Annotated in this window: 11 protein-coding genes; 7 read left to right on the plus strand and 4 right to left on the minus strand. The window is 68.4% G+C overall.

What is annotated here, in order from left to right:
* Positions 1-79 precede the first annotated feature (79 nt).
* Positions 80-235, plus strand: a complete 156-nt coding sequence (locus NJ1_RS39625; RefSeq protein ID WP_169813067.1) for a DUF6131 family protein — start codon at positions 80-82, stop codon at positions 233-235.
* A gap of 123 nt (positions 236-358) precedes the next feature.
* On the opposite strand, the gene NJ1_RS01445 is transcribed toward NJ1_RS39625, so the two are convergent.
* Complete coding sequence (locus tag NJ1_RS01445; RefSeq protein WP_067686187.1) at positions 359-1,552, minus strand: cation:proton antiporter; 1,194 nt, start codon at positions 1,550-1,552, stop codon at positions 359-361.
* 183 nt (positions 1,553-1,735) lie between these two features.
* Between NJ1_RS01445 and NJ1_RS01450 the strand changes: the two genes are divergently transcribed.
* Entirely contained in the window at positions 1,736-2,818 is a 1,083-nt protein-coding gene (locus tag NJ1_RS01450) for an acyl-CoA synthetase family protein (protein WP_067686190.1), read from the plus strand.
* Positions 2,818-4,206, plus strand: a complete 1,389-nt coding sequence (locus NJ1_RS01455; RefSeq protein WP_067686193.1) for an aldehyde dehydrogenase family protein — start codon at positions 2,818-2,820, stop codon at positions 4,204-4,206. The genes NJ1_RS01450 and NJ1_RS01455 overlap by 1 nt, the downstream gene beginning before the upstream one ends.
* Before the next feature lie 218 nt (positions 4,207-4,424).
* Here the strand turns inward: NJ1_RS01455 and NJ1_RS01460 are convergent, their stop codons facing one another.
* Positions 4,425-5,366 (minus strand): alpha/beta fold hydrolase, encoded by a 942-nt coding sequence (locus tag NJ1_RS01460; protein WP_067686196.1) that lies wholly within the window; start codon positions 5,364-5,366, stop codon positions 4,425-4,427.
* A gap of 197 nt (positions 5,367-5,563) precedes the next feature.
* On the opposite strand from NJ1_RS01460, the gene NJ1_RS01465 reads away from it, so the two are divergent.
* Together NJ1_RS01465 and NJ1_RS01470 are read left to right on the plus strand one after the other, a co-directional pair.
* A complete protein-coding gene (locus NJ1_RS01465; protein ID WP_067686199.1) occupies positions 5,564-6,589 on the plus strand; it encodes a GlxA family transcriptional regulator in 1,026 nt (341 codons plus the stop codon).
* Positions 6,590-6,637: 48 nt separating this feature from the next.
* Positions 6,638-7,402 carry a DJ-1/PfpI family protein gene (locus tag NJ1_RS01470; protein ID WP_067686202.1) on the plus strand — a complete coding sequence of 255 codons (765 nt, stop codon included), beginning with the start codon at positions 6,638-6,640 and terminating at the stop codon, positions 7,400-7,402.
* An 81-nt stretch (positions 7,403-7,483) separates the two neighbouring features.
* On the opposite strand, the gene NJ1_RS01475 is transcribed toward NJ1_RS01470, so the two are convergent.
* Positions 7,484-7,969 carry a hypothetical protein gene (locus tag NJ1_RS01475; RefSeq protein WP_067686204.1) on the minus strand — a complete coding sequence of 162 codons (486 nt, stop codon included), beginning with the start codon at positions 7,967-7,969 and terminating at the stop codon, positions 7,484-7,486.
* A 450-nt stretch (positions 7,970-8,419) separates the two neighbouring features.
* Here NJ1_RS01475 and NJ1_RS01480 point away from each other — a divergent pair, with 450 nt between their 5' ends.
* Both NJ1_RS01480 and NJ1_RS01485 read left to right on the plus strand, forming a co-directional pair.
* Complete coding sequence (locus tag NJ1_RS01480; RefSeq protein WP_174557036.1) at positions 8,420-9,367, plus strand: alpha/beta hydrolase; 948 nt, start codon at positions 8,420-8,422, stop codon at positions 9,365-9,367.
* A gap of 132 nt (positions 9,368-9,499) precedes the next feature.
* Positions 9,500-10,369 carry an alpha/beta fold hydrolase gene (locus tag NJ1_RS01485; RefSeq protein WP_084477623.1) on the plus strand — a complete coding sequence of 290 codons (870 nt, stop codon included), beginning with the start codon at positions 9,500-9,502 and terminating at the stop codon, positions 10,367-10,369.
* 120 nt (positions 10,370-10,489) lie between these two features.
* Here the strand turns inward: NJ1_RS01485 and NJ1_RS01490 are convergent, their stop codons facing one another.
* Complete coding sequence (locus NJ1_RS01490) at positions 10,490-11,938, minus strand: NADH-quinone oxidoreductase subunit N (RefSeq protein WP_218025101.1); 1,449 nt, start codon at positions 11,936-11,938, stop codon at positions 10,490-10,492.
* Position 11,939 lies beyond the last annotated feature (1 nt).

The following is an 11,939-nucleotide window of genomic DNA, read 5'->3' on the forward strand; positions in this document are numbered from 1 at the left end:
TATTCGAGGAGAAGCTGTTTGAACCTCGAGTTCCCGGGAACAGCGGGAGAGTCACTTCCGCTCTAACAAAGGAACGACCATGATCGTCCTGGGTCTTATCCTGCTTGTCGCCGGATTCCTGCTCGGTATTTCCATCCTCACCACCCTCGGTGTCATCCTGCTCGTCGTGGGTGCGATCCTGGCGGTTCTCGGACAGGTGGGACGGCCGATCGGTGGTCGTAGTCACTACTTCTGATTCTGTTCTCGTATAACGGGATTCGGGAAGTCGATGAATCCGGGGCGGGGGAATTCGTTCCCCCGCCCCGGATTTCGCGTGTTATGCCGAGGTTGCCGCGTGTGGCCCGCCGATCCCGCCGCGTCAGTTCCGTCGCTTCAGAATCGGCGTGCTCAGCGGGACCACGACGCTGTGCACGATCAGGCTGCCCATCACGACGTAGAACATCGCGGTCAGCGCCGCCTCGGCGTCGTCGGTGCCGAGCCGGTTGAAGGCGAGCAGCCCGAACACGATGGACGTGGTGCCGCGCGGACCCAGCCAGCCCACCAGCCATCGCTGCGGCCGAGGTACGTCGGACCCCGTCAGCGACACCACGACCGGCAGCACCCGGATCACGGTGAGGGTGGCGAGTGCGAAAAGTGCCATCTCCCAGCCGAACTGGGTGAACACCACCAGTACCGACACCATGCCGAACACGAACCACATCACGATGCCGAGCACGAAACTGATGTCGTCGATGAGTTCGACCTGCAGGGCGAAGGTGGGCGACCGGCGCAGGTAGCTGTAGGTGATTCCGGCGATGAACGCGGCCACGAAGCCGTTGCCGCCGATCCCGGTGGCGGCGGCATAGGTCAGGACGGGGACGGCGGTGAGCGCGATCCGCATGGACTGCTCGCTCATCAGACCGCGACGTTCGCACCGGTTGGTCGCCCACGCCAGCACCGCGCCGATGCCGATGCCGACCAGCAGTGCCTTCAGTGCCGACGGCCCGGCGGTGCCGAGGGCATCGAGCGGGGTCTTCTCGTGGCTCAGATCCCCGGCCAGCACCAGTCCGAAGATGAAGATCGGTGAGATGATGCCGTCGTTGTAGCCACCCTCCACATTGAGTGCGTCGCGCACCCGCTGGGGGATCTTGCGATCGCGGACGATCCAGGACGCGGGCGCGAAATCGATCGGCACCACGACGCAGGCGACCACCAGCAGCACCGCCCAGGACAGACCGGGCAGCAGCCACGAGCCCACCAGGATCGCCGCGGCCAGGCTCAGCGGCATCGCGAGCAGCAGCAGTCGGCTCGCGATGCGCGGGGCTCGGCCGAACAGCCCGCCCTTGACCTCGGTGGCGTCGACGAACAACAGGATCGCCAGGATGAGTTCGGCGATCGCGAGCGCGACATCGGTGTTGAGGGCCTCGGAGAGAGTGCCGCGCACGGTGAATCCGGTCACCACGCCCGCGACGACCATGAGGATCGGCGCGGACACCCGCCATTGCTCGAATTTGGCTGCCAGAAGCGACCAGCAGACGACGGCGAGGCAGATCGTGATCAATGGCAAGGTCACGCGAATATGCTGCCATATCGTGCCGGTTCTCCGAATATTTGCCGTCCACCGTGGGTGTGGCAACCCCTCGCGCCCGGCGGATCGCGTGGCTTCTATCGGTTGATCGGCGTCGCGCGCGGGTGGGCTCGCGCGCGGCTACGTGCTCGAAGCTGGTGGCGTTCGATACACGCAGCGGGAGTGCTCATGTGTTCTGCCATCCTCGAAGTCTCCACCGCCACAGTCGATCCGGACGAATACGTCCAGGCGTTGATGCAGTGGCATTTCACCGCGGAGACGGGGAGCCCGTACTGGCTTCGCCGGGCTCGGACCCTGGACTTCGATCCGCTGACGCAGGTGCGCACCTTCGCGGATCTGGCTCGGTTTCCCAACGTCGTCAACGAGTTCCGTGATCTGGCGATCGAGGATCTGATTCCGCGCGGACTCGAGGGCGCGGATCGCGAGATCGCCGGGATCTTCGAAAGCGGCGGAACCACGGGAACTCCCAAGCGGTTCGTGATGTTCGAACGCTGGATGGAATTCGCGCTCGGCTGGGACGAGTTCCGCTACGCGGACCTGGGACCGATGAACGTGCTGGCGATCGCTCCGAGTGGGCCACACATGTTCGGGGAGTTCGCGACTCGGCGCGCACGACGGCATCGGGGCGTGAAGTTCACCGTCGATCTGGATCCGCGCTGGATCAAGCGATCGATCGCGCGCGGGCAGACCGCCGAGGCGGACCGCTATGCCGAGCATCTGATCGACCAGGCGGCCGACATCCTGGCCACGCAGTCGGTCGGCATCCTGATCACCACGCCGCCGCTGCTCGAAAGACTCTCTCGCCGTGACGAGCTCGTGAAATTGGTACGCGAGAAGATCCGCTTCATCTGCTGGAGCGGCGCGCACATGGACGCCGACACCCGGGACATCTTCCAGCAGGAGATCTTCCCCGATATCGCTCTCGTGGGCCTGTACGGGAGCACCACCATCCTCGGGATGTCCCGGGAGCGGCCCGTCGATCCGCCCGACGGACCGGCCGTGTTCGATGCGCCCAGCCCCTACATCGCCTTCCGGGTCGTGGACCCGGCCACCGGGGCCGATGTGCGGTACGGCGAGCGCGGGCAGGTCGTGATGAACCACCTCACCAAGTACGCCCTGCTGCCCAACAACCTCGAACGGGACCTGGCCACCAAGGTCGAACCGCTCCCTGGGGCGCTGGGCTGCGCCGTGTCCGACGTCGGGCCGGTCACCGTGTTCGACGACAACGCCGTGATCGAAGGGGTGTACTGATGACCGTTCGGATCGATGCCCTGGGTCCGGCGGGGGAGTACCGCTCCCGGGAGCGCAAAACGCTGATGTCCTTGTCCGGCACCGTGATCGGCGAGATCAGTCAGGTTCCGGCACTGTACGTGCGCCGGACGCTGAGGGCCATGCGCGCGGGCGAGGTGCCGGCGCTGCCCGCCCGGCTGGCCGCCCTGGACAAGGCCGCCGAGCTGTTCACCCGCGGGCGGATCGGCGGACTCGATCCCGATGAGTACGCCGTGCTGGTCTCGATGGCCTCGGGAGTGCCGATCGGCGTGGTGCGCCAGTCCATCGACTGGGTCGCCGATGTGCTGGCCTCGATGCGATCGACAATGGAACTGGCCATGCCGCACGGCGCGGTGAGCAGCTGGCAGGATCCGCGCACCGAGGCGGGATCGGCCGTCTGGACGCGCAAGGGGGATCTGTTCGCGGTGCACGCGGCCGGCAACACCCCTGCCGTGCACGGACTCTGGCCCGAAGCGCTCGCCCTGGGCTACAAGGTCGCGGTGCGCCCCTCGACCCGTGAACCGTTCACCGCCCACCGGTTGGTCAGCGCGTTGCGTGAGGCCGGATTCGGTTCGGCCACAGTGACTCTGCTTCCCACGGACTACGCGGCCGCGGATGTCATCGTCGCCGAGTCCGACTACGCGATCGTGTACGGCGGCCAGGATGTCGTGGACAAGTACGGCGCGGATCACCGCGTGCTGACCCAGGGGCCGGGGCGCTCCAAGATCCTCGTCACCGCCGATGTCGATTGGCGTGACCACGTGGACATGCTGGCGGGATCGGTGAGCCACCTCGGCGGCACCGCCTGCACCTGTGCCACCGCCATTCTGGTCGAGGGCGATCCCGAACCCGTGGCGCGTGCCGTCGCCGAGAAGCTGCGCGCCATACCGACTCTCGACCCCGCGCACCCCGACGCCATCCTGTCGGTCCAACCTCTCGACACCGCCCGGGCGCTCGACGACTATCTGCACACCGTCGCTGCCGATGCGGTGCCCGTCCTGGGCGGCGACACCATCATCGACGAATTGCCCTCCGGGGGAGCCGTTCTGCGACCGGCCGTGCATCTGGTCGACTCGAGCAAGGCCCCGCAGCTCAACGTGGAACTCCCGTTCCCGTGCGTGTGGGTGGGCCCCTGGCATCGCGACGACGGCGTCGCGCCGCTGCGCGACTCCCTCGTCCTCACCGCGCTGACCACCCGGCCCGCGCTGATCGACGCGCTGCTGGACGAGCCCACCATCACCAATCTCTACCTCGGTGACAACCCCACCACCTGGCTGCGCCCCGGCATCCCGCACGACGGCTACCTGGCCGAACACCTCATGCGCACCAAAGCCATGATCCGCACCGAACCGCGGGATCCGTCGGCATAGATCGGCTCGGCCCCGGGCACAGCGCCCGGGGCCGAGTTGCACCCGGATCCGCTTCGGCCACCGACCGGCCCGGAGAATCGGTCGGGGACACGCTGGTGCCCCGGCGAGTGCGTCCTCTGCCCGCGCGATGCTCGGTTCCCCTCGAACAGCGACCAGCGCCTCCCCGAGTGCTCCCGCCCGGGCCGCGACAGTGCTCGTCGTACCGTCGGGTTCGCGGGTCAGGCGGCCACGGCCCGATGACCGGCCTGGGTGGCCCGGGTCATGAGACGGGTGAGGGCGTCGGTCACCCGGCGGGGGTGTTCCATGATCACCGAGTGACCCGCGCCGTCGACCAGCACGAGGTCGGAGTAGTCCACGGCGGTGGCCATGGCCAGGGAGTGTGACGGCGGGGTCATGAGATCGGCTGTGCCGCACAGGATCAGAGTGGGTATGGCGGACAGCAGGGCGAGGGTGTCGGTGCGGTCGTAGGTGGCGAAGGCGGTCAGGAAGGCGGCCATCGGGACGATCGGGGTCTGGTTGTGCATCGCGTTGGCGAGGGTCAGCAGGCGGGGGTCGTAGGTGCGCGCGCCGGAGGCGGCGGTGCGGACGATCGGGGCGAAGACCTTGCGCGCCAGCTCTTTCGCGTACTGCATCAGCGTGGGGGCGTAGCGGACGGCGGCCTGGAACACCGAGACGGCGGGGTTGCGCAGGAGCCGGCCGAATCCGGCGTCCGACAGATTCCCCGCCGCGGTCGCGATGAGGCCGACACCGGTGATGCGGGCGCCGATCTCGTGCGGGTTCTGGCTGAGGTAGGTCAGCACGGTCATGCCGCCCATCGAATGACCGACCAGCACGACCGGGCCGCTGGGCGCTACCGCGTCCAGGACGTCGCGCAGGTCGTGGCCGAGCTGTTCGAGGGTGTAGGTGCGGCGCGAGGCCGTGGCGGAATTGCCGTGGCCGCGATGGTCGTAGCAGACGACGCGGGCGGAGGGGTACCGGCGGCGCAGGTCGTCGCGCACCTGCGTCCAGGACCCGCTGCGGCCGCAATGTCCGTGGAGCAGAACGACTGTCAGGTCGGCGGTGTGCGGGCCGTACTCCAGGACCGTCAGCGCCACGCCGTCTCGGGTGCGGACCGCGGCACGGCGCCGCGCCGGGTGGGCGGTGGTGGTGGCGATCGACATCGGGTGCTCCGGTTCGTGGGGGACTGGGTTCCACTCTCCGGCACGGGCGCGCCGGACAGCAGGTGCCCGAGTGGTGGGGGTGGCCGCCCAAGGTGGCGGAGATCGCCACCTTGGTGAGGGGCGTGCGCGTACCGAGTGGCAGAAATCGTCATAAACATGTGCTTGCTGCCAGCGCCCGGATCTTCGACGATCGAACCATGACCTCGGTGCGAACCCCTTCGGGCGCGGACGCGCATGATGTCACCGGTGCGGATGCGCGTGAGGTCGCGATCTGGGTGTTCGACGGATGCGCGATGCTCGACGTCGCGGGCCCGGCCGACGTGCTCGCCACCGCCTCGCGGGTCAGCGCTGGCCCCGGCTACCGGATCGTGGTGGCCTCACCCGACGGCCGGCCGGTGCGTTCGGACAGCGGGATCACGATCGGCGCGGATCTGTCGTTCGCGCAGGCCGCGGCGCGCGAGGACATCGATACGGTCCTGGTGGTGGGCGGGCTCGAGACCCTGACGGTGGCCCGCGATCCGGCTCATCTGGCGGATCTGCGCACTGCCTCGCAGCGTGCCCGCCGCACCACCGCGGTGTGCACCGGCGCGCTGGTGCTGGCCGCGGCCGGACTGCTCGACGGCTACCGTGCCACCACGCACTGGATCAGCAGTGACTACCTGCGCAAGGGGTATCCGCGGGTCGAGGTGGAACCCGATCGGATCTTCGTGCGCGATCGGGATCGCTGGACGAGCGCGGGCGTCACCGCGGGCATCGATCTGGCGCTGGCGCTGGTCGAGGCCGATCACGACCGCGCCGTCGCGCACATGGTGGCCACCGCTCTGGTGGTCTTCGTGCGCCGCCCCGGCGGTCAGGCGCAGTTCAGCGCGCAACTGCGGGCGCAACCGGCGCGGGTGCCCGTGCTGGCCGAACTGCAGCGCTGGTTGCCCGACAATCTCGCGCAGGACGTCACCGTCGACGCGCTCGCGCGCCGGGCGGGCATGACGCCCCGCACCTTCGCCCGCCAGTTCCGGCAGCAGACCGGAACGACCCCGGCGGTGTTCGTCGCGCAGCTGCGGGTCGAGTCGGCCAAACGGCTGCTGTGCACCACCGAACTCACCGTCGCCGCCATCGCCTCCCGGGTCGGATTCGGCAATCCCGAAACCCTGCACCGGGCGTTCACCCGTGCGCTCGGCACCACGCCGCAGCGCTACCGCGACCACTTCACCAGCAGTTCGTCATGATTCGCCGCCGCGCGTCGTGACTCCGCACCAGCAGCAAGGAAGCAGCGCATGCAGATAGCCATCGTCGTATATCCGGGATTGACGGTGCTGGACATCATCGGTCCCTACGAGGTCCTGCGATTCATTCCGGGAGCCGAGATCCGATTCGTCTGGGCCGAGCCCGGGCCGATCATCGCCGACAGCGGCGTGCTCGCCCTCGCCGCCACGCATTCCTTCGCGGAGACCCCCGCGCCCGATATCGTGCTCATCGGCGGATCGGGTCCGGCCACCGCGGCGACGGCGGCGAATACCGAACTGCTCGACTGGCTTCGGAAGGTTCACCTCACCAGTCAGTGGACGGTGTCGGTGTGCACGGGGTCGATAATCCTGGCCAGTGCCGGGCTGCTCGAGGGGCAGCGGGCGACCAGTCACTGGTCGGGTCTGCCGCTGCTGGAGGGCCTGGGCGTCACCCCGGTCGGTGACGAGCGGATCGTGCAGAGCGGCAAGATCGTCACCGGCGCCGGGGTGTCGGCGGGGATCGACGTCGCGCTGTGGCTGGTCGGTCAGATCAGCGGTGACGAGACCGCCAGAGCCGCACAGCTGATCATCGAATACGACCCGCAGCCGCCGTACGACTCCGGAAGCGTGGACAAGGCCGATGCCGCTGTCAAGCGCAAGGCCGCGGCCATCGTGGCGCGCGAGGGCGCGGACCTGGTGGTGAACGAGCCGTATCTGATCGGCAAGGAATCCGCGGCGATGACGCGTCTGGTGTGGAAGACCGCGATCCACCGCATCCGTTCGCGGCGTCGCCCGATGCGAGCCCTGAAGCGCTGAGCCGCAGCCCCTTTCACGCCTGTCAACCAGATCGGCCCCCACCCGGGCATACGAGGGTGGGGGCCGCCTTGGTCGTGATCCCTATACGGGGATGGGAAGTTTCCGCGAGCGAGGCCGCTGTGGCGCGGGGGTGCCCTCGCTGCTGAATTCGTACTCGCCGTGCGGATTCCGCGTCACGGCGCTGTTCGGCTGTTCCGCCAGCCGGGTGCACGCGGCCTCGATCAATTCGAGTCGATCGGCCACCCCGGCGGGCGGCTCCCAGCCGTTGCCCTCCAGAGCGGCGCCGATGCCCAATGCGTCGACGCTCGCGCCGTGCGTGGCCAACAGTTCCCGCACCAACTCCATCACCGGTTCCACCGGATCGATTTCCGCTTCGAGCATTCGTCGTTCGCGGGCGTCGGCCAGCTGATCGGAAATGCGCAGGAATCGCCAGCACTGATAGCGCAGGCTCGGATCCGGCATTTCCTCGGCATCGAGGTCGGCGAGCGCTTCGTAGTAACTGTTCAGGTTCGCCAGTACCGCCTGCGTCTCTCTGGCACGCTCGGCGACAACATCAGCGATGTGCATGGTCAAAGCTCCCCACGGGTGACAGCGAATGAACCGGTCGCGCGACATCCGATCACATCGAGTGCCCCATAACGGGCGAGCCACGCCGATGCCGCCGAGTGGATGGCATCGATCGCTCTCACCGAGGGCGCAGGTCGCCCCATATCCCCATGTGATGTAAGTCATAGTTTATAGCCAACCTTTAGCTACCTTCGCTGCGAAGCTCAATTGTGTGGATGTTCTCCGGTCGAAAAGGCGTGATTCCATGCCGAATTCGCGCGGTGATCGTCACTCGACGGTGTGAATCAGTCGCTGGGTCCAGCTGGTCGGAAGGATTCAGCATGTTTCCAGTTATTGCCGATGGCAGCAATCCTGAGTCGAGAAGGGGCAATCTGCGTGATGGGTCAGCGAGGGGTTCGCGTTCGTCGAGGTGCCGCGCGTACAGGTCGCGCGCGGCGGATTCGGCTGGGTATGGCGGCTGCGCTCGGGGCGGCGATCGCGCTCGTGCCCGGCGTTTCGACCGCGGATCCGGGACCGGGGATCGTGGATGTGCGTGCGCTCGGTGGCCGCCAGTTCGAAGTGAGCGTGTATTCACCGGCGATGAATCGGACTGTCCCGGTGTGGGTGTCGAGTCCGGGCGGCTCGGCCCCGGCGCTGTATCTGCTCAATGCGATCGACGGCGGCGAGGCCGGAGGCGCGTGGACCCAGCGCACCGACGCGGCGCGATTCTTCGCCGACAAACCGGTGAACGTGATCCAGCCGATCGGTGGCCGCGCCTCGCTCTACGCGGATTGGGCGGCCGACGATCCGGTGCTCGGCCGCAACAAATGGTCGACCTTCCTGACCGAGGAACTGCCCGCCGCGCTGAGCGATCGATTCGGGTTCAACGGAGCGAATGCGATTGCGGGAACCTCGATGTCGGCGACATCGGCGCTGGCACTGGCGATCAATTCGCCGGGGCGATACCGCGCGGCGGGCTCGTTCAGCGGCTGCCCGCGCACCGATGACGCACTCGCGCGCGCGGTGGTGCGTTCGCAGCCGCGGCTGTTCGGCGCGAACCCCGACAATATGTGGGGCCCCGCTGATCCGGCGTGGGTGGCCAACGATCCGGTGGTGAACGCCGAACGTCTGCGCGGTGTGGCGCTGTACATTTCGGCGGGCAACGGCCGGCCCGGAGTGCACGAAGCCCTCACCGATCCCTCGATCGGAGGGGACCTCGCCCGGTTGACCGATCGCATGGCGGTCGGCGGCGCGATGGAGTCGGTGGTGAACGACTGCACCCGATCGCTCACCGACCGGCTGGCCGCGCTCGGCATCGCGGCCACCACCGTCTATCGCGACGGCACACATGCGTGGCCGTACTGGCAGGACGATCTGCACGATTCCTGGCCGGTGTTCGCCGCCGCGCTGGGCGTCTGACCGACAGTTTCGGCATTCGGCGAGCCTTCGCCCAGAAATCAGCCATCCCCAGAAATCAGACATCTCAGGCGGATTCGCGACGTGCGGCCACAGGTTGCCACGGCGGAAGCCGCCCGGCCCTACCCTGCTGGCATGACATCGACCGAAGCTCGATCGATCGATTTGCCAGGATGCACGGTGCGGGTCGCCGAATACGGGACGCCCGCGGGCCGACCGGTGATCTACTGCCACGGCAGTCCCGGCGCGTGGCGGGAAGCCGAGGCGTTCGACGACGCCGCGCGCGAGACCGGAGTGCGGATCATCGCGATCGACCGGCCCGGAATCGGTATGCGGGCTCTGTCCTCTCAGGGCCGGGTCCGCGGATGGGGTCCGATCGTGGCCGCCGTCGCCGATGCGCTCGAGTTGGAGGAATTCGCGGTGCTCGGCGTGTCCGGCGGCGGCCCGTACGCGCTGGCGTGCGCGGCGACCCTGCCCGGCCGGGTGACGGCCGCGGCCGTGGTCAGCTCACCCGCGCCGATGGACGAGGCCCTGCGCGAGCTCGACCCCGCGGGCCGCAAGAAACGCCGTGCCCTGGTGGTGCTGCGCCGCCTGCCGATCCTGGTGCCCCTGATGGCCGCTCGATTGACGAAACTGATTGCGTCGCAACAGGGTATCGACGCGCTGGTCGGTCAGATGTGCGAGCCGGATCGGGAGCGGGTGGCGCGCGATGAGGAACTCTCGGCGAAGCTGACCGCCAATATCCGGGAGGCGTTCGCCCGGGGCAGCGACGGATTCGCGACCGATATGCGACTCGTCTTCACTCAACCCTGGGGCTTCGCCCTCGCGGATGTGGCAGTGCCGGTACAGATCTGGCACGGCACCGCCGACACCAACGTTCCCGCGTGCGAGGCGCGCCGGCTGGCGGCGGGCCTCCCGCACGGCCGGGTGCACATTCTCCCCGGCGTCGGCCACCTCGCCTTCGTCGATTACCCGGAGGCGATCCTGGAGTCGCTGACGTCCTGAGCGACAGTCTCGGGCCGCAGGACGCATCGACTGCGCCCGGCATCCGTCGTGGCTGAGCACCATGCGCGGGAGTGTGGCTCGGAAATGTCGCAGCCTCGAGAATCGGGTGGAGTCGCGGTTTCAGCGCGCGAGTTGCGTTGTCTCCAAAGCGTTCAGGATCGGTCCGGCAAGCACGCCCAGGACGAGAGAACCGGCGGCGGTGACGTAGGCGACGATGCGCGGGGCCGCCGGTGACGGGTCGTCGGCCGCTGCGGCAGGCTCCCCGCGCAGTGCCGGGACGATCCAGCGCAGGTAGTAGAACAGGCTCGCGACCGAGTTGAGGATCGCGAGGATCACCAGCCAGCCGAGACCGGCGTCGAACGCGGCGGTCAGCACGGTCAGCTTGCCGACGAAGACGGCGGTGGGCGGGGTGCCGACCAGCCCGAGCAGGCAGATCACCAGTGCCACAAGCACTCCGGGGCGGGCATGCAGCAGACCGGTGTAGTCGGCGATCGCGCGGCGGCGCGGCAGCGCGCAGACGACGGCGAAGGCCCCGAGGTTGGTGAGGGCGTAGGCCGCGAGGTAGAACAGCACGCTGCTCAGGGCCATGTCCGAGGCGCCGGCGGCGGCGACGCCGACCAGCAGGAAGCCGACCTGGCCGATGGTGGAGTAGCCGAGCAGACGTCGGACATCGCTCTGGAAGAAGGCCCCGAAATTGCCGAGGGTCATGGTGGCCGCGGCGATGACGGCGACGAGGATGCGCCAGTCGAGGTCACCGGCGTCCAGGACCGTCGCGCACAGGCGGTAGATCGCCACCACCGCACCGAGTTTCGGAATCGTGGTCACGAAGGCGGCGATCTCTGGGCGGGTGCCCTGGGCGACGTCGGGAACCCAGAAGTGCGCGGGCAGCGCACCGGCCTTGAACAGCAGCCCGCCCAGCACCGCCACCGCGCCGAGGGCGAGCGCCACCCGCGGTGCGGCCGAGGCGGATTCGGTCAGCGCCGGGTAGTCGGTCGCGCCGCCCGCACCGAACACGAGGGTCGCGCCGAACAGCATGGTGGTGCCGAACAGCGCGCCGAACAGGTAGAACTTCAGTGCCGCTTCGGTTCCCGGCGAATCCTTGCCGAAGGCTGTGAGGGCGTAGAGCGGAATGCTCGCCAGCAGGTACGCGCAGATGAGGATCAGCAGATCGTTCGCCCCGGCGAGCAGCACGGCGCCGACGCCCGCCAGGGTCATCAGAACGACGAACTCGGATTCTCGTGCGGCCGACCGTGTTACGGGCAGGGACAGCGTGAGCAGCAGCAGTAGTGAGACCGCCACGATCACCCGGATCGCATTGGTGCCGACGTCGATGCCGTAGCTGCCGTCGAAGAGAGTGCGCGCCTCCTCGTTCCAGACTCGCACGGTCAGCACGAGAGCGGTGACCGCGCCCGCCGCCGCCAGCAGGCGTACCGGCCACTGCCGGGTACGGGGCAGGAACGAACCCAGCAACAGGCCCAGGACGGCCGAGGTTGCCAGCGCCGCTTCGGGAAGCAGGGCGAGCAGATCCCGGACCATCATCTCCTCGGACATCGGTCCCGTACCGCCCATA

It is taken from the genome of Nocardia jejuensis NBRC 103114, from assembly GCF_001613145.1.
In the GTDB taxonomy this organism is placed as follows: Bacteria; Actinomycetota; Actinomycetes; order Mycobacteriales; family Mycobacteriaceae; genus Nocardia; species Nocardia jejuensis.